General features: G+C 44.3%; 13 protein-coding genes. All 13 read left to right on the top strand.

Translation table 11 applies throughout. The annotated features are described in order from the left end of the window. Nucleotides 1–93 precede the first annotated feature (93 nt). The 13 genes from Q0465_RS13280 (at nucleotide 94) to Q0465_RS13220 (ending at nucleotide 22,209) form a co-directional block, all read left to right on the top strand. Nucleotides 94–1,899 (top strand): glycoside hydrolase family 2 protein, encoded by a 1,806-nt coding sequence (locus tag Q0465_RS13280; RefSeq protein ID WP_298616849.1) that lies wholly within the window; start codon nucleotides 94–96, stop codon nucleotides 1,897–1,899. A gap of 49 nt (nucleotides 1,900–1,948) precedes the next feature. Beyond that, the gene (locus Q0465_RS13275) at nucleotides 1,949–5,134 is read left to right on the top strand and encodes a TonB-dependent receptor (RefSeq protein WP_298616848.1); all 3,186 of its coding nucleotides are present in this window, start codon (nucleotides 1,949–1,951) and stop codon (nucleotides 5,132–5,134) included. Nucleotides 5,135–5,181: 47 nt separating this feature from the next. Continuing rightward, nucleotides 5,182–6,981: a RagB/SusD family nutrient uptake outer membrane protein gene (locus tag Q0465_RS13270; RefSeq protein ID WP_298616847.1), complete on the top strand. Its 1,800-nt coding sequence runs from the start codon at nucleotides 5,182–5,184 to the stop codon at nucleotides 6,979–6,981. An 82-nt stretch (nucleotides 6,982–7,063) separates the two neighbouring features. Next, nucleotides 7,064–8,302: a DUF1735 domain-containing protein gene (locus tag Q0465_RS13265; RefSeq protein WP_298616846.1), complete on the top strand. Its 1,239-nt coding sequence runs from the start codon at nucleotides 7,064–7,066 to the stop codon at nucleotides 8,300–8,302. Between the two features lie 15 nt (nucleotides 8,303–8,317). After that, nucleotides 8,318–10,528 carry an alpha-N-acetylglucosaminidase gene (locus tag Q0465_RS13260; RefSeq protein WP_298616845.1) on the top strand — a complete coding sequence of 737 codons (2,211 nt, stop codon included), beginning with the start codon at nucleotides 8,318–8,320 and terminating at the stop codon, nucleotides 10,526–10,528. A gap of 51 nt (nucleotides 10,529–10,579) precedes the next feature. Next, nucleotides 10,580–11,401: an N-acetylmuramic acid 6-phosphate etherase gene (locus tag Q0465_RS13255; RefSeq protein WP_298616844.1), complete on the top strand. Its 822-nt coding sequence runs from the start codon at nucleotides 10,580–10,582 to the stop codon at nucleotides 11,399–11,401. A gap of 9 nt (nucleotides 11,402–11,410) precedes the next feature. Next, on the top strand, nucleotides 11,411–13,309 hold the full coding sequence (locus tag Q0465_RS13250; RefSeq protein WP_298616843.1) for a family 20 glycosylhydrolase: 1,899 nt from the start codon (nucleotides 11,411–11,413) through the stop codon (nucleotides 13,307–13,309). Between the two features lie 121 nt (nucleotides 13,310–13,430). After that, nucleotides 13,431–15,368, top strand: coding sequence for a hypothetical protein (locus Q0465_RS13245; protein WP_298616842.1), 1,938 nt, complete (start codon nucleotides 13,431–13,433; stop codon nucleotides 15,366–15,368). A gap of 6 nt (nucleotides 15,369–15,374) precedes the next feature. Further along, a complete protein-coding gene (locus Q0465_RS13240) occupies nucleotides 15,375–17,297 on the top strand; it encodes a hypothetical protein (RefSeq protein ID WP_298616841.1) in 1,923 nt (640 codons plus the stop codon). A 7-nt stretch (nucleotides 17,298–17,304) separates the two neighbouring features. After that, entirely contained in the window at nucleotides 17,305–18,162 is an 858-nt protein-coding gene (locus Q0465_RS13235; protein WP_298616840.1) for an N-acetylglucosamine kinase, read from the top strand. Then, nucleotides 18,159–19,121 carry a glycoside hydrolase family 43 protein gene (locus Q0465_RS13230; protein ID WP_298616839.1) on the top strand — a complete coding sequence of 321 codons (963 nt, stop codon included), beginning with the start codon at nucleotides 18,159–18,161 and terminating at the stop codon, nucleotides 19,119–19,121. The genes Q0465_RS13235 and Q0465_RS13230 overlap by 4 nt, the downstream gene beginning before the upstream one ends. Nucleotides 19,122–19,125: 4 nt before the next feature. Further along, entirely contained in the window at nucleotides 19,126–20,136 is a 1,011-nt protein-coding gene (locus Q0465_RS13225; RefSeq protein WP_298616838.1) for a family 43 glycosylhydrolase, read from the top strand. A 36-nt stretch (nucleotides 20,137–20,172) separates the two neighbouring features. Further along, nucleotides 20,173–22,209, top strand: coding sequence for a hypothetical protein (locus Q0465_RS13220; RefSeq protein WP_298616837.1), 2,037 nt, complete (start codon nucleotides 20,173–20,175; stop codon nucleotides 22,207–22,209). Nucleotides 22,210–22,286 lie beyond the last annotated feature (77 nt).

The following is a 22,286-nucleotide window of genomic DNA, read 5'->3' as shown; positions in this document are numbered from 1 at the left end:
TCTATTATCTGGGATGATTGTTTTTAAAAGGAAGAAAGGTGTCATATACTTTTGTTAGAGAAATTTAATTCTCTGAAATAAAAGTTGTGACTTATGCGTGGAATAATACTTTTTTTAATAATTGTTTTAAACGGATTTTTTTCTTATGCCCAATGGAAGCCAGCCGGTGACCGTTTGCTGACACGTTGGGGAAAGGCGTTGAATCCGGACCGGGTATGGCCGGAGTACCCCCGTCCGATTATGGAACGGGAGGTTTGGAAAAATCTGAACGGTCTCTGGGAATATGCCGTTGTTCCGCAGGGGAGTGCGGAGCCCTCCGCTTATGAGGGTAAGATTCTGGTACCTTTTGCCCTGGAGTCATCCCTTTCGGGAGTGGGGAGGGCTTTACAACCGGAGGAGGAATTATGGTATAAACGTGATTTTCGTATAGATTCTTCCTGGAAAAAGAAACGGATCTTATTACATTTTGGAGCAGTGGACTGGAAAACGGATGTATGGGTGAACGGAGTGAAAGTGGGGAGTCATAGCGGAGGTTATACTCCTTTTAGTTTTGATATAACTTCGGCATTGGTTGCTGGTGATAACCGGCTGACGGTACGGGTAAGCGATCCGACAGACCAGGGGATACAACCCCGTGGAAAACAAGTAAACCGGCCCTGTGGGATTTGGTATACTTCCGTGAGTGGAATCTGGCAGACGGTCTGGCTGGAACCGGTGCCTGATCATTACATTTCCGGAGTTCGGATTACGCCTGATATCGACAGGCGTATTTTGAGGGTGGAGGCAGAGACGGGGAGTGATGGAATAGTGCAGGTTGAAGTAAGTGCTGGTGGCAATCCGGTTGCTTTTTGCCGGTCTTTAAGCGGTCAGGCGGTAGAGGTTTGCATGCCCCCGGATATGTGTTTGTGGAGTCCTGATCATCCTTTTCTCTACGATTTATGTATTTCATTATGGGAATCGGGTCGCTGTATTGACCGGGTAAAGAGTTATGCAGCTATGCGTAAGTATTCGACGAAGCGTGATAAGAGGGGTATTGTTCGTCTTCAACTGAATAACCGGGATCTTTTCCAGTACGGTCTTTTGGATCAGGGATGGTGGCCAGACGGCTTGTATACGGCTCCCGGTGATTCTGCATTGTTTTATGATCTGGAGAAGACGAAGTCCTTTGGTTTTAATATGGTACGCAAGCATGTAAAAGTTGAACCGGCGCGCTGGTATTTTCATTGTGACCGTATGGGTCTGATCGTATGGCAGGATATGCCGAACGGTGATACTGGTCCTGATTGGCAGAACCGGGAATATTTCAATGGAGTGGAGAAAGTGCGCACTGCCTGTTCTGAGTCGGTTTATCGTTCGGAATGGCAGTCGATCATGGATTATCTTTATAATTACCCTTGCATAGGAGTATGGGTTCCTTTTAACGAGGCGTGGGGTCAGTTTAAGACGGAGGAAATCGTAAAGTGGACGAAGCTTTACGATCCCAGCCGTCTGGTTAATCCGGCTAGCGGAGGTAATCATTATGCCTGTGGAGATTTGCTGGACCTTCACAATTATCCCTCTCCGGAGCTTTATCTGTATGATGGTCAGCGAGCTACAGTTTTGGGAGAGTTTGGGGGCATCGGCCTTGTCAGTCCGGGTCATGTCTGGGAACCCACCCACAACTGGGGATACGTTCAGTTCACGGATAGTGCAGAGGCGACTTCAGCCTACTTGGAATATGCAGAAATGCTTTATGCCTTGATCGGCAGTGGTTTTTCGGCAGCCGTATATACGCAGACGACAGATGTGGAAATAGAGGTGAATGGTTTGCTGACCTACGACCGGGAAAAAGTGAAGCTGGATGAAGATAAACTCCGGGAAATCAATACGAAAATATGTAATTCTTTGAAAGACAAATAATATTATAGCAGAATATTTATACATCTAACCAATAAATAAGATACATTCTATGAAAAAATCTAAAATGATTCAAATGTACTGGGAAAGACGGCGGTTTACTGCTTCTGCGGTAACTGTGGCATTCCTGTCGTTATTATCAACTTGGGGACCGGGAGCCGCTTATGGAATTCAACCGGTAAAAGCTAATATCGCTTTTACCGGTAATTCCGGCTCTTTTGAAAGTGAAAATTTGTTTATTCCGGATTTTCGTGAAAACGATTCCGAAGGGATACAACAGACTAAAAAAGTTACAGTAAAAGGATATGTCGTAGATGAAAAAGGTGAACCCCTGATCGGGGTAAACATCCGTATTCCCGGTACCGGTACCGGTACAACAACGGATCTGGACGGTAACTTTGTTTTGTTGGTACCGGAAGGGACGAAAAAACTTTTATTTACCTCTGTAGGTTATAAGGAGATGGAAGTAGAGGTAAAACCGGAGATGGAGATAAAGATGGAGGTTGATTCTCAGGCGATGGAAGAGGTCGTGGTCGTCGGATACGGAAAGCAGAAAAAGATATCGGTTACCGGTGCACTGTCTACCGTTGCTTCCGAAGAAGTGTTAAAAGTATCGACTCCTTCTTTGTCGAATGCTCTGGCAGGCCAGATGCCGGGTATTATCAGCCGTCAGACCAGCGGAGAACCGGGTTATGATCAGGCACAGGTATATATCCGGGGAATTGCTTCTTTCGGAAACAATAATCCCCTGGTATTGATTGACGGGGTAGAGCGGGACCTGAATCAGATCAATGCTCAGGAGGTAGAAAGTTTTACGATATTGAAAGATGCCTCTGCTACAGCTGTATACGGAGCACGGGGGGCAAACGGAGTAATTCTGATTACGACCAAACGGGGGGTAACCGGTAAGCCTCATATTACATTCCGGGCAGAAGCTGCTGTATTACAGGCTTTACGTTTACCTAAATATGTAAATGGATTTGAGTATGCTTCTCTGATGAATGAAGCCTTACGGTTTTCCGGACAACAGGAAAGATGGTCGGCTGAAGAACTACAGAAATATGCTGACGGTTCGGATCCTTACCTTTATCCGAGTGTAGATTGGGCAGATGAGGTATTGCATAAGACATCTTGGCAAACCATTAACAATTTGAGTGTAACCGGTGGAACCGATATTTTCAAGTATTATATGAATGTGGGGTTCACTTTACAGGATGGACTTTACCGGGAAGATCCGGCTAATAAATACAATACCAATGCCAATGTAAAACGTTATAACTTCCGGAGTAATATCGATGTGGCTCTGGCTAAAAACTTTACTTTACAACTGGGATTGGGAGGAATTATACAGAACGGAAATTATCCGGGCTTCAGTTCTCCTGATATTTTCCAGGCGATGCAGATGATTTCTCCGATTGCTTATCCGGCCCGGAATCCGGACGGAACTCCGGGAGGAGCTCAGGCTTATGTGGGTTGGAATCCTTGGGGACGGGTGACTCAATCCGGTTATTCTACCCAGGACCGGACGACCTTGCAAGCTAGTTTTGGTGCAAACTGGAATTTGGATTTTTTATTGAAGGGATTGTCTTTGAGGGGATTGTTTTCTTATGACAGGTATACCCAGACCAATAATGTACGGATTAAAGAGTTTGAAGTAAAACGTTACTTGGGGAAAGATGAAGAAACCGGAGAAGATTTGTATAGTCCGGTATTCCGGGAAGAAAAACCGCTGGGTTATGAGCGGGAAAATGAAGCCAACCGGGCTATCTATCTGGAAGCTCAGGTAAACTATAACCGTACTTTCGGTATTCATAATATTACGGGTATGTTGCTTTTCAATCAGCGGGAGTATGTAAACCTGAATGCGGATTCCAGGGGAAATATTCCGTATCGCCGCCGTGGATTTGCCGGACGTCTTACTTATAGTATTGCCGACAGATACCTCTTGGAAGGGAATTTCGGTTATAATGGTTCGGAAAACTTTCCAAAAGGCAAACGGTTCGGTTTCTTTCCTTCCGGGTCTTTAGGCTGGATTGTTTCCAATGAGAATTTCTGGGGAATTGATGCCATTAACCGCCTGAAATTAAGAGTATCATACGGTAAGGTGGGAAATGATCAGATCGGACAGCGTTTCTTATTTTTGAGTACGATCAAGACAGATGGACAGTATTATTATTTCGGAGACGAACAAACGCAATACAAGGGAATGGAGGAGAATGCAATCGGAAATCCGAATGTAACCTGGGAAGAATCCACTAAAACAGATATCGGTTTTGACTTGGGATTGTTTAATGATAAGATTTCTTTACAGGTGGACTTCTTCCACGAATCCCGCAAAGGCATTTTATTACAAAGGGCTACCATACCGCAGGTAACCGGTATTTATCCGTGGTCCATACCTTATGGAAATATCGGTAAAATAAAGAATAGAGGAATAGATGCCCTGTTGGAGGCCCGAAATACAACTAATTCCGGTTTCTTCTATTCTTTCAGGGGGAATTTTACATTTGCCCGGAATAAGGTAATTGAAAATGATGAGCCGGCAAAAAAATATCCGTATTTGTCCGGGAAAGGAAAACGTTTGAATCAGCCTTTCGGTTTTGTAGCAGAAGGATTTTTCCGGGATGAAGCTGATATACAAAGCAGTCCCTATCAGACTTTGGGTACGGTGCGTCCGGGGGATGTGAAATACAAAGATATTAACGGGGATGGTGTTATTGACTCTTACGATCAGGTTGCTATTGGCTACCCCCGTTTGCCGGAGATTTCTTTCGGGTTCGGTGGTACCATCGGATACAAAGGATTTGATTTGAGTGTTTATTTTACCGGTGCAGCTCATGCGACGGTTGACATTGGAGGATTCGGAATGTGGGCATTTTACGATGGATTGGGATCAAATAATATTTTGAAAGAATATTACGATAACCGCTGGACACCTGAAAATCCCAATGCCCGTTATCCGGCTATAGACGTGGGAAATAACCCGAATAATTTTGTTACTTCTACGGTGTGGAAAAAGAACGGTAACTATTTGCGGTTCCGGAATGCAGAAATTGGATATACACTGAAAAACATCAATAAAAAATACGGGATCAGTCAGTTCCGGGTATTCCTCAATGGTATGAATTTGCATACCTGGGATCATGTGAAAATTATGGATCCGGAATCTAATGACGGATGGGGACAATATCCCTTGCAACGAAGCTTTAATGTCGGTTTCCAAATCGATTTTAATTAAAGTGACAATTTAAAAGATTTAAGTCGAACCCTGTAAAAAGATGAAAAATGAAACATATATTCAAAACAATAGCTGGAATGATACTGACTTTTCTGGCCTTATCCTGTTCTGATTTTCTGGACAAAGCGCCTGAGGAAGATATTACGATAGAAGAAGCTTTTCTGCAACGGAATTATGCCGAAGCTTTTTTAACGGATGCTTATGCGGATTTACCGATGGAAATTCATTTTACGGATATGGCGGATATCAATCCTTTTGTGCTGGCATCCGATGAATTTAATGTTCCCTGGCCGGAGAAATTCGGGAAGTTGATGAACCGGGGAGCCTGGAATGCTTATAATGCTACAGGACGTGTGTGGATTAATATGTATGAAGGGGTACGTAAATCCAATATTTTCCTGGACAATATTCACATTACCCCACTTTCGGAGGAATTTACGGCGAAAGATAAAGACCGCTGGATAGGAGAGGCTATTTTATTGAGAGCTCTTTATCATTTCTATGTGATGCGTATTTACGGTCCCAGTCCCATTATGGATTATTCCGCTACGGTTTCCGACAATTTTACTCAGATCAGGCGTCAGCCTTTGGATAGCTGTATCAATTTTGTATTGAGGGAATGCGATCGTGCTATTCCGCTGTTACCCATGCGGGCAATCAATAATCGTCAGACCGGTCGTATGACGGCTGCTGTTGCGTATGCCTTAAAAGCCCGTTTACTCCTTTACCGGGCCAGTGATTTATGGAATGGCAATCCGGATTATGCGAATTTTAAGGACAATGCAGGAGTGGAGTTATTCCCGCAGGTAAAGGAAGAAAAATGGTGGGCGGAAGCTGCTGCGGCTGCAAAAAAATGTATCGAAGAATGTGAAGCAGCAGGATATACTCTTTACAGGGTGGCTGAGGACGATCCGGTACAAAACTATTATCGTTTGTTTTTAGACCGTTATAATAATGAAGTGATACTGGGACGTAATTGCGGGGTGGAACCCGTGCCTGAAAAATGTGGTTTCCCACGCAGTCAGGGCGGTTGGGCCGGTTGGAATGTTACCCAGCAGCAGGTAGACGCTTACGAAATGGACAATGGAATTATTCCGATTACCGGTTATACCAGTGATGGTTCTCCAATCATTGATTCCCGTTCCGGATATAAGGAAACGGGGTATGCTGAAGAAGCCGGGCCGGCAGGGCGCTGGCCGGCAGGTGTCAGAAATATGTATGTTCACCGGGATCCCCGTTTTTATGCTACTGTCGCTTATAACGGAGCTATGTTTAAAGAAAAACAGATAGAGATGTGGAATACGGGAGCTGACGGCCGGGGGAATGAAGGGCGTGATTATTGTACGACCGGTTATTTACTGAAAAAATATGTAGACGAAACCTGTAATATACCACAGGGAATTTTCTCTCTGAAAACCTGGATACTGTTCCGTTTGGGGGAGATTTATCTGGATTATGCCGAAGCTCTGAACGAGGCAGAAGGACCTGTGAATGATGTATACTATTACGTAAATCAAGTTCGGGACAGGGCAGGTATGCCTGCATTACCGAGCGGTTTGTCGAAATCGGAAATGCGGGAGAGAATCCGCCACGAAAGGCGTATTGAACTGGCTTTTGAAACCCATCGTTATTTTGATTGCCATCGTTGGAAGATTGCAGAAAAAACAGATAACGGCCCGATTTGGGGAATGAATATTTCTGCAGGGACTTCTTTACAGGATGATGCTTATTATAAACGTACGGTAATCGAAAACCGTGTGTTTAAAGCACCTACTCATTATTTATTTCCAATTTTTCAGGATGAGATTGATAAAAATCCGAATCTGGCGCAAAATCCCGGTTGGTAAATTTTATAAAAAGCAGTTTAACCGGATCGGGAAAAATTGCTAAATAGGAAGGACAGATTGTAAACTTGTAATATTTAATGTGATGAAAAAAAATCGATTATTCTATATAATATTGGCCGGACTGTTTATGCTGTCAGAAGCTTGTTCGGATGAAGTAAAAGCTTATCTGGAAGATATCCCGGATGCGGGACAATATGCTTCCCTGTATATGCCACAGGCTTATTATTTACCTTCCAGTCAGACGGTGTATGTAAAAGAAGGTGTACAGTCATACCTGGTGGCTGCTTATCTAGGAGGACCGCAAGCTGCGGGTTCAGATATTCATATTACCTTTCAGGTAGATGAAAAATTGGTAGAAGAATTTAATGCCCGTCAGGGAACGGATTATCAGTTACTTCCCCGGGAATGCTGGGAATTCCCGCAGCAGGAAACTTGTATTCCGGCCGGAAATCAGCAGAGCTTGCCGGTATACATCCACATAAACGCTATCGGTTACGTGTCCGTACCGGATTCCTATTTATTGCCGGTGACGATTCAGGAGACAGATAGTGAGATACCGGTATTGAAAAATTACGAGACTACTTATTTCCTCTTTACCGGTTCTTATCTGCCCGGGCAAGTGCCTTCCGTCAAGGTATATTCTTTCGGACAAGCAGTGTCAAAGCCGGTTTTCTGCCGGGATAAGGATCTGATACGTATAGATGAGAACGATAATCTACAGTTGTATCAATCCGATGAAAACGGTATTTTTCAGGAACCCCGTCAAATCGGTCAGGGATGGAACGATGTCAATATTATGTTCTATATGCCCGATAACCGGTTTATTATCCGTAATCCTGCTCAGAATCTGGCACAATATGTAATTGACGAACAGTATAATTTCCTGGGACAGCGGGAGATCGGCTGGGGTTGGGGAGGTGCTGCCCAGATTGTGCCTTTTAAAAATCTGGCATTCCTGGCTGTCAACGGAGATGCTTTGACAAAGTACCCGATCAATCAGAACGGAGATTTCGATTTTGCCAATTGTTCTGATATTGAAAGTCAGGGATGGGGCGCATATAAACAAATTCTGTGTTACGGGAATTCTATTCTGGCTCTGGAAGCCGGAGGTAATTTATGGGAAATTCCTCTGAGTGATGACTATACCGTGGGCGCCAGGAGACAAGTCGGTTCCGGTTGGGAATTCGAAAAAATTATATGCTGCGGGACGGATTTACTGGCTTTGGATGCCAATGGAGATCTCTGGCGGTATGAGTTTGATCCAAGGGCTTTCTGGCCTTTAAAAGCAGAAGAAGGAGATACAGAGACGGAAACCGAATAATTAAAAGGGGAAACTATGAGAAACAGAATATGGATAGGATGGATATGTATCGGTTTTATATTTGCCGGGTGTTCCGATAAAAACGGGACACTCGACAAAGAGGCTGCCTATGCTTTAATAGAACGGGTAATTGGCGAAAAAGCCGGATACTTTAGGGTGGAATATATCGCCCGGGAAAATGAAAAAGACGTTTTTGAACTGGAACAAAAGGGAGAACAGATTGTGTTGAGGGGAAATAACGGCGTTTCTGTAGCCAGTGCCCTGAATCATTATCTGAATGAATATGCTCATTGTCAGTACGGCTGGAATGCTTCCCATCTGCAATTGCCGGATCCGCTTCCAAAAGTGAAAGAAAAAGTGAGGAAAGTAACTCCCTATGTTTACCGGCATTATTTTAATTACTGTACTTTTAGTTATACAGCTGCCTGGTGGGATTGGGAGCGTTGGCAAAAGGAGATCGATTATATGGCGCTCCACGGAGTGAATATGCCTTTGGCGATGACCGGACAAAATGCGGTATGGGACCGTGTATACCGGAATATGGGATTTACGGATGAGGATATGGATCTTTTTTTCACCGGACCCGGATACTTTATGTGGTTTTGGGCAGGGAATATTGACGGCTGGTGCGGGCCTTTACCTAAAAGTTGGATGGAAAGTCACGAAGAATTACAGAAAAAGATATTGGCCCGGGAGCGGGAATTGGGAATGACTCCGGTATTACCGGCTTTTACGGGACATGTGCCTCCTACCTTTAAAGACCGTTTTCCGGAGGCCCGGCTCAGGCAGGTAAATTGGGAAGGACGTTTTGCCGATACCTATCTGTTGGAAGCGGATGATCCATTGTTTCAGACTATTGGCAATCGTTTTATGGAAGAACAAATCCGCACTTTTGGGACAGATCATTTGTACGGGGCAGATACCTTTAATGAAATGTTTCCCCCCTCGGATGATTCTACCTACCTGGATGGCATTAGTAAAGCAGTTTACCAATCAATGGCTGCAGTAGATCCGGAAGCTGTATGGGTGATGCAGGGATGGTTATTTCATGATAAACGGGATTTTTGGAAACCGGCACAAATGAAGGCTTATCTGGGAGCCGTTCCGGATGAACACTTGATTGTACTGGACTTATGGGGAGAAGAATTTCCGATATGGGACCGCACAGAAGCATTTTATGGAAAACCTTGGATTTGGTGTATGCTGCATAATTTTGGAGGCCGTAATATGCTGTTCGGTAATACTTCTAAATTGGCAAAAGAACCTGCGCGGGTACTGGCGGATTCGGCTAAAGGCCGTTTGGTCGGGCTGGGAGCCGTTCCGGAGGGAATCGAACAAAACCCGGTTGTTTATAGTTTGCTTTTCAGTCAGATATGGAGAAATACGGCTGTAGATTTAGACGATTGGTTTGAAACGTATATTGAAAGCCGTTACGGTTGCCGGGATGAAGATGCGGCGAAGGCTTGGGACATTCTGCGGAATACTGTATATGCCAGTGAAGGGAATTACGAAAGTGCTATAACGGCTCGTCCTACTTTTGAAAAACACAATAATTGGGCTTATACAGATATCCCTTACGACCCGGCAGAGATCGTTAAGGCTTGGAAGTATTTGCTTCAGGCCGCCGGACGGTTAGGGGATAATCCGTGTTACCGTTACGATTTGATCTTGGTAGGAAAACAGGCTTTGGCTAATTATGCCACAATCATCCAACAAAAATTCGGAGAAGATTACCGGACAAAAGATTTACCTGCATTTAAACGGAATAGCCGGGAATTTATGGAATTGATAGAGGATATGGACGAGTTAATGGGGACTCACGAAGCTTTTCTTTTGGGGAAATGGCTAAAAGATGCCAGGAGTTGGGGACAAACAGTTCCGGAAAAGCAATTGTATGAAAAAAATGCCCGGGATCAGATCACCCTCTGGGGAGGAAAAGATGCAGTGCTCCATGACTATGCCAGTAAGCAGTGGTCCGGATTGTTTAAAGGGTTTTACAAAGGGCGTTGGCAACTGTTTATCGATGAGGTATACGATTGTATAAAAACAGGGCGGAAATACGATCACATTAAAAATGATGAGAAAGTGAAAAGCTGGGAATGGGAATGGGTAAACGGACAGGAAAACTATCCTGCTGTTCCTCAGGGAGATCCGGTAGTCGTAAACCGGAGGATGTTTGACAAATATATTCCGAAACTGCAACAGGTTTATGAAATAAATTTCTAAAAAGAATAAGGTAAAATCGATATTTATACACACTAACACAAAAAATAGATCATGGAAAGATTAACAGAACAACCCTCTAAATATAATGATTTAGAGAAAAAATCGGTAGAAGAATTAATCCGGGATATCAATCGGGAAGATCAGTTGGTGGCTTTGGCCATACAAAAAGTGCTGCCGGATATTGCAGTTCTAGTAACAGCTATTGAAAAACAGCTGAAAAACGGAGGACGTATGTTTTATTTGGGATGCGGGAGCGGAGGCCGGCTCTCCGTATTGGACGCCATTGAATTGCCTAATACCTACGGTATTGAGAAAGGGATCGTAAACGTTGTGCTGGCCGGTGGTGTCGAACATCTGGTGGAAGCATTGGAAGAAAAAGAAGACGATGTGGAAGAAGGCTGGAGAACTTTACAGGAAGCCCGAATTTCCCCGGCTGACATTGTCGTCGGGATTTCGGCCAGCGGAACAACTCCCTATGTATTGGAAACTATGAAAAAATGCCGGGAATATTCTATTCCTTGCGGTTCAATCGTAGGCAATCCCGATTCTCCTATTTCCAAATATGCAGACTATCCCGTAGAAGTTATTACAGGTCCGGAATTTATAACGGGTAGTACGCGTATGAAATGCGGTACAGTGCAGAAGATGTTATTTGATATGATCAGTACTACTGTGATGGTTCGTTTGGGAAGAGTGAAAGGGAACCGGATGGTAAATGCCCGGCTAACGAATAATAAACTGGTAGACCGTTCTACCAAAACTTTAATGGCAGAAATGGGGTTGACGGACTATGAAGAAGCTAAAGCACTCATTTTAAAGTGTGGAAATGTGAAAAAAGCCATGGAATATGTTCAGTCCGGTAAAAATATATAAGAAAGAAATATGGGAAAAAACTGTTTGAATCGTATCGGGAGAATCCTTTTGTTGGGCTTGGTAATGGGTGGTTTGCCTTTGTATCTGTCGGCACAGTCTGCCGACCGTAATTTGGGAATAATACCGGCCCCTTTATCTGTAAATGTCTCTGAGGGGTATTTCCGGTTTACAGATGTAAAAAAGGCTGCTATTCTTTATGAGACGGAAGCGGATTTAGCTAACGCCCGTTTGTTACGCGATTATTTATTTCGGAATTTCGGTTTGGATATACCTGTGGTAAATAATGCCAGAAAGAAATACAAAGAAACAATTTGTTTCCAATCTTCCGGGACCCAGGAGATGGGAGCTGAGGCATACTGTCTCCTGGTTACTCCTTCCCGTATAGAAATACGGGGGAAAGAGGCAGGAGGGTTTTATGGTTTGCAGTCTTTGATGCAAATGTGTTCGGTAGCTTCCGGGAAAGGGGAAGTGAGGATACCCTGTGTGCAGATCGATGACGCTCCCCGTTTTGCTTACCGTGGTATTATGCAGGATGTTGGTTATCATATTTACCCGGTTTCGTTTATAAAACGGCAGATTGATCTGTTGGCAAAGTATAAATTGAATGTCTATCACTGGCATCTTACTGAAGACCACGGGTGGAGAATAGAGATAAAAAAATATCCGAAACTGACAACGGTGGGAGCTCACAGGGAGCAGACATGTGTCAGTCATTATAACGGGGAAATGACAGGCTTGGACGGCACTTCCTACGGCGGATTTTATACTCAGGAAGAAGTGAAGGAAATTGTAGCTTATGCTCAGCAACGGCATGTGGAGGTCATTCCGGAAATAGAATTACCGGGGCATTCTCTGGCTGCCCTGGCTTCTTACCCCCAACTGGCATGCGGAGAGCAGCCCGGTCCTTTCCGGGTAGCAGAATGGTGGGGAATATACGAGGATGTTTATTGTGCCGGGAAAGAAGAAACTTTTCGTTTTTTGGAAGATGTATTGACTGAAGTGATGGACTTGTTTCCGGGAAAATATATCCATATTGGCGGAGATGAGTGCCCGAAAGAAAGATGGAAAAAGTGTATCTATTGCCAGAAACGGATAGCAGAAGAGGGGTTAAAAGATGAGTTTGAGCTACAGAGTTATTTTGTAAAACGAATTGAGAAATTCGTCAATGGAAAAGGACGTGAAATTATCGGTTGGGACGAGATTCTGGAAGGAGGTTTGGCTCCGGGAGCTACCGTTATGAACTGGAGGGATACGAGTGAAGGAATTAAGGCGGCCCGTCAGCATCACGATGTCATCATGTCTCCCAGCCAATTTATTTATTTCGATTACATACAGGGGGACCGGGAGCAGGAACCTTTGACAATAGGCTGGGGATATAATCCGACAGAGAAAGTATATGCTTACGAACCGGTTCCGGAACAATTGGCTCCTGAGCATCGTCCCTATATCATAGGGGTAGAAGCTCCGTTATGGACAGAACATATGGATACCTACCGGAAGGTGGAATATATGCTGCTGCCGCGTTTAATGGCTTTATCGGAAATAGCCTGGTCTGTACCGGAAGTAAAGGATTTGAAAAATTTTAAAGAAGAACGGTTGCCTGTGCATCTGGCTTGGCTGGACACTGCCGGGATTGTTTATCGGGTTCCGGAGCCCATCGGTATGGAACAGGATACCCTATACGGAGCCGAATTTACAGTGAGTCTGAAAACTCCGGTGGAAGGGGGGAAGATCTATTATAATTTTGAAGGACAGGCTCCACGGGAAACAGACTATTTATATGAAAAACCTTTCCGGGTCATTGTTCCGCAAGGGCAGAAGCGGGAATTAAAAGCCATTACAGTGGCACCTTCGGGAATGCGTAGTATTGTATCTACGACTGTTTTCATTCATCAGTCGGCTGAATGAAGTAAAATAGTAAACGAATAAGGATAAATAAAAACTATCGGTTTTTTTACTGTTTTCGGAACCTATTTTAATATAGACTATTATGATTCAGAAATATACAAATAATTTTGATCGGTTACTTATGAAACGGAGTTTTATGTTGGGGGTGTTATTTTGGGGATGCTCACTTGCGGTAAATGCCCAGTCTGAATATGAGGTGGGTTTTGCCCGGGTGAGTATAGAGCCCGATCATTCCTTGTTTTCTTTGCCTTTGGCCGGATATGGTTATCCCCGCGAAGGCCGGTTCACATTGGAATGGATAAAAAAGGGTATGGGAGTTGGTGTCACAGAGATGACCGGGTGTGCCGGTCGTCTCTATGCCCTGAACAGAAACGGCCGTTTATTGAGGCGAAAGAGTGATAAAGGAGGGGAAGAGTGGACCGTTGTTGGAAAATCTTCAAATTCTTTTTGTCTGCTGGCAAGTTCAGGAAAGGATTTGTATGCCGGTGACCGGGAGGGGAATATCTGGAAAGGGAAGCCGGATAATTTTCCGGAATCCTGGAAAAAAATGGGAGTTTTACCGGGCATTCAAGCTTTGACTGTGATTAACGGATGTTTTTATGCGGTCTGTGGAGAAAAAGGTTTATATGAAGGAAAACTGAAAAAAGACGGCTTGGTCTGGGAAAAAATAGGGAAAGCCGGTCAGGTCGTTTCCCTGACGGCTGATGGAAACAGTTTATACGCATTGACGGAGGACGGATTATTATGGCAACGCCGTTTGGGGATGAATAAACCTTGGCTGAAGATAGCCTGGCTGAATGGAGCTACCTGTTCTGTCCGTATGAAACGGATTGCTGTACTGGAAGGAAGACTCTATGGGTTGTCGGAAGAGGAAGCCATTTATATAGCGGACCATAGTAGCTTGCATTCTCTTGCTGTGAGTGCGGTAGCGATAAGGTCCGGTAAAGAAACGGCCGTAATTGTAGGAATTGACTTAACCGGATTTGATTATTCTTTAGGGGTGGCAGTAAAGGAAGAGATTACCCGGAAAAGGGGCATTCCGGCTGAGGCCATATTGATTAATGCTTCCCATTCTCATTTTGCACCGGTAGCACAAGCTTTTCCTACATGGGGGGCTCACCAGCAATTGCCGGATAGTTTATATTTAAATAAGTTTGTAAAAAAAGGAATAGTGGAAGCTATCGAACAGGCATTGGACCATATGGAAAAATCAAAATTAATTTTTGGGCGTGGGAAGACGGCTATCGGGGCCAACCGGAGTCTTTCCGGAGAAGATGCTGTATACGATCCGGCCTTGGACATCCTTCAGATTCAGGGGAAAAACCGTAAGGGACTTATATTCCTGACGGGTTGTCATCCTGTATTCCGGAATGAAGGGCGTTCTGGCTATACCATCAGTCCGAATTTCCCGGGTTATGCCCGCAACCGGATAGAAGAGAAAACCGGAACGGATATGGCCCTGTTTTTGCAAGGTTGTGCCGGAGATATCAATCCCAGGGTATGGGACCCGGTAGAGACAGGCGTAACTTTAGGGGATGATGTTTTACAGATGTTAAAGGAGGAAGGTATTCCCCTGAGCGGAAAAATTACTTATGAAATGGATTCTGTTTTATTACCGGCCCGGGTGTGGAGTGAAGAAAAGATCCGGCAGTTCCGGGAAGAGAACAGTGGACAGGAAGGGAATGTGGAAGCGGAGAAAAATGTGCGCTGGGCGGATATGATGCTTGCCCGCTACGCAGCAGGTACTGTTCCGCAATATATGCCTGTTTATATACAAATGATCAATATCGGTAATTGGCAGTTGGTGGGATTATCCCGGGAAGCGGTGACACAATACGGGATAGCCATAAAAGCTTTACAGCCGGATAAATGTATATCCGTGCTGGGATATTGCAATGACGTACCTAGTTATTTGCCGAACGCCATACATATTCAGGCTGGTACTTATGAGGGATATAATTCTTTTTTCTGGAATGCTCAACCCTGTCTTTTCCCGGAAAATGTTTTTGATGTTGTAATGGAAAAAGTCCAAGAAAAATTTAAAAGAAATTTAAATTAAACCGATATGAGATATAAAGTATTTATTTGCGGATTTGTTTTTCTTTTGTTGCAATTCAATAGCCGGGCTGACGGCTATCTGGCCGGTACCGCAAGGGTAAGCATAGAACCCGATTCTTCCGTATTTTCTCTTTCTTTAGCCGGATACGGTTATCCGGGCGAAGGCCGGTTTACACTCAAATGGGAGGAATATGGAAATATCCCCGGAATAAAAGCTTTGTCCGGGAACGATAAATGCTTGTTTGCTTTGACATCCGGAGGAGCATTACAGCAGGGGAAATGGGTGAGGGGACAGTTGAAATGGAACCCTATAGAGAAAGGTACGGACTTTTGTTTTATAGCCGTTTGCCGGCATAAAATATATGCAATAGACCGTAAAAACCAATTGTGGGTAAAAGCTGTTACCGCTAAAAAATGGAAGAAAATGGAGACAGTCCCTTCACCTAAGGGATTTACTGCTTCTGAAGGTAAACTATACTTGGCTACCGATAAAGATGAATTGTGGGAAGGAATTCCGGACCGGGATAATGTGGTATGGAGAAGAATAGGAAGGGCAGAACAAGTATTGGGTTTAGCAGCGGCAAAAGGTCGTTTATATGCTCTCACTGCCAATCAGATTTTATGGCAACATCCTGAGGGAGAGGTCTATTCTCCCTGGTTAAAAATCGGATATAAAAATGAATTGAATTGGAAAGAATCCATTTCTCAGATAGCTGTTGCCGCTAACCGTCTTTTTGCTGTAGGGAAAGAGGGAAAGTTGTACAGGGCTGTTCACAGTACCGAAGGCGGTCTTACTGCCCGGGCATTGGCTTTGACATCCGGAAAAGAAACGGCATTGATAATAACAGCAGACTTATGCGGGTTTGATATTTCCCTGATCTCAGAGATAAAAGCGGAGATTGAAGCCCGTACCGGCATACCATCAGAAGCTATTTTAGTAAATGCTTCCCATACACATTTTGCTCCGGTTTCACAGGGGTGGTATACCTGGGCGGAACACAACCAGTTGCCGGATACTCTTTATCTGTACGGGATTGTAAAGCCGGGACTGGTAAAAGCAGCCGTAGAAGCTTTGAAGAATAGACGGGAGGTTTCTGTTTATTTTGCCCGTACCCATACTTCTATCGGGAGAAACAGAAGTCTTACCGGAGCGGAGGCTTTATATGATTCCACTTTGGATGTATTGGAAACAGTAGATAAAGAAAACGGGGAGAAAAACGTACTGTTTCTCACCGGATGTCATGCTGTTTTCCGGAATGCGGAGGAGGAGGGATGCCGGATCAGTCCGAATTTTCCGGGAGTAGCCCGGCAAATAGTAGAAGCGACCGGGGTAAAAAACGCTTTGTTTATACAAGGCTGTGCCGGGGATATCAATCCGGTGCACGATAATCACTGGCAAACCGGAGAAATTTTAGCTGCCGATGTCCAGAAAGCTTTATGCGGGCAATTGACGGAAATTCACGGAGAACTTTCCTGGAGTTGGGATTCTGTATTGATTCCGGTAAAGCCCTGGGAGAAAGAAAGGATTGAAAAATTCAGGAAGGAAAACAGTGGTCAGCCCGGAAATTTGGAAGCGGAGAAAAATGTACGCTGGGCGGATTTTATGCTGAAGCGGTATGAAGAAAACCGGATGCCGGCTTATATGCCGATATATATACAAACTCTCCGGATCGGTAACTGGAAACTGTTGGGATTGTCCCGGGAAGCCGTAACGGAATACGGTATGGCTATCCGTGATTTGTGGCCCGGTCAACTCGTTTCAGTTGCTGCTTATTGCAATGATGTGCCGAGTTATCTGCCGACAGATCCGCATATACGGGCAGCGGATTATGAAGGATACGGATCTTTTTTCTGGTATGCGCAGCCTGCCTGTTTTCCCGAGCACATACTGAAAACGGTTTTGGAGAAAATAAAAATCAATAATCGCTGAAAATATTATGATACTGATAGCAGATGGAGGATCGACCAAGACTCACTGGTGCGTGACAGGTCGGCATACGGAGACTCGTTTTTTCTTTACGGAAGGATATAATCCCTATTATATTACGGAGAAATACCTGGTTACTTCCCTGGAAGAAAGTTTAATCCCCGGTTACAAGTGGGATGATGTTGAAGAAGTCCACTTTTATGGAGCAGGTTGTGCAGAAGATAAATACGATTTTATGCGGAATGCTTTGTCCAAAGTGTTCCGGCATGCCCGGATTTTTATAGCTATGGATTTGCTGGCCGCGGCCCGTGCTCTTCTGGGGAGAAATGCCGGATTTGCAGCCATTCTGGGTACCGGAACGAATAGTTGTTTATACGACGGAAGCCGGATTACGCACAATATTGATTCTTTGGGTTTTATTTTGGGAGATGAAGGAAGCGGCGGGTATATCGGAAAAAAATTGATATGTGATTATATACGGGGAGAGATGCCGGCGGAAGTCAGTTCCCGTTTTGGGGAGACCTATGGATATACGGCAGATGAACTCATCGACCGGATTTATACCCAGCCAATGGCTAACCGGTTTTGTGCCGGTTTTTGTAAATTTATTACTTCAGATACGACAGCTCATCCTTATTTGACAGGAATTGTACGGGAAGCCTTTGAACAACTTTTTGAAAAATTGATTTGCCGGTATCCGGCTTATGCCACTTATTCGTTTAATTGTGTGGGCTCTGTAGCTTACTATTTCAGGGACATATTGGCGGAGGTAGCGGAAAAATATCATATGGCATTGGGGCGTATCGTTGTTTCTCCGATGGAAGGATTGGTAGAATATCATACTTTAACGGAAAATCAGAACCGATGAAAAAGAGAATCTGGCTTTTAGGAGTGGGGATTTTTTATGTATCCTGCCTGATATGGGGTAAAACTCCGGAGAGCGGGCATAGAAATTCCGGACCGGTATTATTGGGAGATCCGTTCATCATGCTGTTTGAAGAGAAGTATTATGCTTATGGTACCTCTGCAGAAAACGGGATTCAGGTGCTGGTTTCGGAAGATTTAGAGGAATGGGAAACCGCCGATACGGAGGATGGTTTGGCATTACGGAAAGGAGAAGCTTGGGGGGAACGGTGGTTCTGGGCTCCTGAAGTATATCCGGTAGGAGGCCGTTTTTATATGTATTATACGGCGGAGGAACATATTTGTGCGGCAGTTGCCGATTCTCCGCTGGGACCTTTCCGGCAGGAAGGGGAACAACCTATGCTGAGGGGAGAAAAAAGCATTGACAACAGTTTGTTTATAGACGAAGACGGGAAGGCTTATCTGTTTTTTGACCGCTTTAATGACGGATTAAATATCTGGGTAGCTGAATTGAACGATGATATGTTAAGTTTTCAAAGAGAAACCATGCATCCCTGTATACGGGTGTCCCAGGAATGGGAAGAAGTATGGCCCCGGGTGAACGAAGGGGCTTTTGTGCTCCGGCATAAAGGAAGGTATTATATGACTTATTCGGCCAATAGTTATGAAAGTCCTTTTTACGGAATCGGATGTGCTACGGCTGAAAGTATAAAAGGTCCTTGGCTAAAGTATGCCGATAACCCTCTTTTACAGAACAGGGAGGGAATGGTGGGGATCGGTCATAGTGCTATGTTCACCGATAAAGAAGGAAAACTGAGAATTGTGTTTCATTCTCACTGGAGTGCAACTGAAATTCATCCCCGTACCATGCATATCGGTTATGTACGTTTTGTTCCTCAGAAAGAGGGACCCGATAAGATGGTTATTGAGGGACCTTTTACGAATGCTGTTTATAAAGAATAGAAAGATGGAGAAAATTATAGTCGGAATATTTTTGTTGCTGGCCGTCAGCTGTAATGCTTCGGGAGAAAAGAAAGAAAAAGAAATACGTAAATACCGGAATCCTGTCCTTGCATACAGTGTTCCTGATCCTACTGTGATAAAAGCGGAAGACGGAATGTTCTATTTATATGCTACCGAAGATATCCGCAATATGCCGGTTTTTTATTCCCGCAATATGGTGGATTGGACCTTGTGCGCAACTGTTTTTGCAGAAAATTCCCGCCCGGATTTTGAACCGGGAGGCGGATTATGGGCTCCTGATATCAATTTTATCGGAGGACGATATGTGTTGTATTACGCGATGTCGAAATGGGGTGGAATAGAAAGTTGCGGGATCGGAGTTGCGGTATCGGATAAACCTGCAGGACCATTCCGGGATTTGGGAATGTTATTCCGGAGTAGTACGATGGGGGTGACAAATTCTATCGATCCCTTTTATATTTGCGATGAGGGAAGAAATTATCTTTTTTGGGGAAGTTTCTACGGTATATTCGGAATAGAATTAAGTGAAGACGGGTTGTCTCTCAAAGAAGGGGCAAAGAAGCAGCAGATTGCCGGTACGGCTTTTGAAGCAACTTATATTCATAAAAAGGGAGGATACTATTATTTCTTTGGCTCTACCGGAACATGTTGTGAGGGGATCAACAGTACGTATACAACGGTTGTCGGACGGGCGGAAAGCCTTTGGGGACCTTATACGGATAAGTCCGGAAGGCCATTGATGGAAAATTATTTTGAGGTTTTTATTCACGGAAACGATGTTTTTGCAGGTACAGGGCATAATTCGGAAATATTGACGGATGATGCGGGGATAGACTGGATTTTTTATCATGCATTTGATAGGCGAAAACCCGGAGGCCGGGTATTGATGCTGGATCGTGTCGAATGGAAAAGAGGGTGGCCGGAAGTACAAAAAGCGGAACCGGTTTTGGAAGCTGAAGTACCTTTTATTGAAACGAAAGCCGGGAAAGAATAAGAATACGGAGATAGTAAACATTTTTAATCGGAAAATATGCTTAAAAAATACATAGGGATCATTCTTGTGGGAATTTTCGGATTTTGCAGGAATGTGAATGGAGAGAATATATGCTGTTTGGAGTCGGAGATTGCTTTAAAAAAACCGGGGAATGCGGCGGTCGTGTTTCCTTTAAATTCTGCACCCGGGGGGGAAGGGATAAGTCCGGCGCATTGGAAGGCGACGGATTCTATTCCGGTAGAAATTGTGCGGCAGGTAGAAGAGAATTCCGGTATCCGGAAATTGATAGTGACCCTGACGGCTGATCAGGACGTGTATTTTCACTTTTCCCAGCGTCTGGTATTGCCTTTTCGTCAGGACAGCTGTCTGTTTTATTTACCCGGTTTTTGGTATCGTCATAATCTCCGTTCTCCTGAAAATACTCCTTCTCTACGGGTATCACCGCAGTGGACTGTGAGGGAAGACCGGTTAAGTGCCCCTTTGACCGGTATTTGGGAAAAACAGAGCGGGAATTATACGGCAGTTTTACGAAAGGGAAATTTTGGGAAGGAAGCCTTGACGACTCATAAAGAAGGAGAGGTTATTTTGTCGGGAGAGACTTCCGTCGGACACACCGGTTTTGCCGGGGAAAAGGGTCGGGCTGTAGTGGTATTCGGGTTCCCTTTTGCTGAAAATCCCTATACTTATTTCCGTAAATTGACATTGGCGCCTGCTGTAAAAGCTTTTCAGTATCTTCGGAAAGGAGAAAGCCTTCGGTTAGAATGGCTGATTTATCAGGGACAAGCCGGAGATTATGCTGATTTTATAAAACAATTGTGGGAGTATGGTTACGATACTTATTGTCCCGTGCCGGTAGAGAATGCTTATACAGTTCCGGAAGTAAAGGCGGTGTTGAGTCATTATTTCAGACAAAGTTTTGTGGAAGATTATGTATTGAAATACTATTCCGGGGCTCATTTGCGTACAGCGGATTGTCAGCCCAATGGAGTAGCGGAGGTCGGTTTTATCGGCCGTACCTTGCTGAATGCTTATAATGCTATGGAATACGGGGAAGAACAAGCTGATGTTGGTTTACAGACTGATGCCCGTAAGATTTTTGCCAGTTATCTGTCAGACGGTTTTACTTCGGGCGGATTGTTGCGGGAGTTCGTAAATTTTTCAGCCGGAACCGAAGAAGATTGCTATAGTATCCGTCGGCAGTCAGAAGGAGCTTATGCTTTATTGTTTTATCTTCGTCATGAAAAAGAAAAGGGGAAAGATTGTAGAAAAGGGGAAAACCGGGTCCGTGTTTTACTCGATCGTTTTTTACAATTGCAAAATGCAGATGGAAGTTTTCCGCGAAAATTCCGGGAAGACGGTAGCTTGCTGGATAAAAGCGGGGGAAGCACTCCTTCTGCTGTTTTACCATTGGTAATGGGATACCGGTATTTTGGAGATTCCCGTTACCTGAAAGCAGCTCAGCATTCCCTGAGGTATCTGGAAAAAGAATTGATTTCCCGTTCCGATTACTTTTCTTCTACTTTAGATGCAAATTGCGAAGACAAAGAAGCTTCTTTGTATGCTTCTACGGCTGCCTGGTACATGGCTTTGGTCAGCAAGGGAAAAGAACGCCGGCATTATGCCGGTTTAGCCCGTCAGGCCGCTTATTTTGCGCTTTCTTGGTATTATGTGTGGGATGTTCCCTTTGCCCCCGGACAAATGTTAGGGGATATCGGTTTGAAAACCAGAGGGTGGGGAAATGTTTCGGTAGAAAATAACCATATTGACGTGTTCGTGTTTGAATTTGCCGATGTGCTCCGTTGGCTTTCCCGGGAGTACGATGAACCCCGTTTCCGTAATTTTGCAGAGGTCATTTCTTCTTCCATGGTTCAGTTGCTTCCTTATGAAGGCCATCAGTGCGGGATTGCTAAAGAGGGATATTATCCCGAGGTGGTGCAACATACGTGGTGGGATTACGGAAAAAATGGAAAAGGATTTTACAATAATATCTTTGCTCCGGGTTGGACTGTTGCTTCCCTTTGGGAGTTATTGACACCCGGAAGAGCCGAGATGTTTTTACAGAAAAAGAAATAAGGACCGGAAAAATCAACTCCAATGAAAAGTGAAAAAATGTAAATAAATTATTTGTAAAAAGTTATTTCCGTTATTAT

Source organism: uncultured Odoribacter sp., from assembly GCF_937966165.1.
Taxonomy (GTDB): Bacteria; Bacteroidota; Bacteroidia; order Bacteroidales; family Marinifilaceae; genus Culturomica.
Note: the sequence above shows the minus strand (reverse complement) of the source record. Positions and strands in the feature narration are given on the sequence as shown.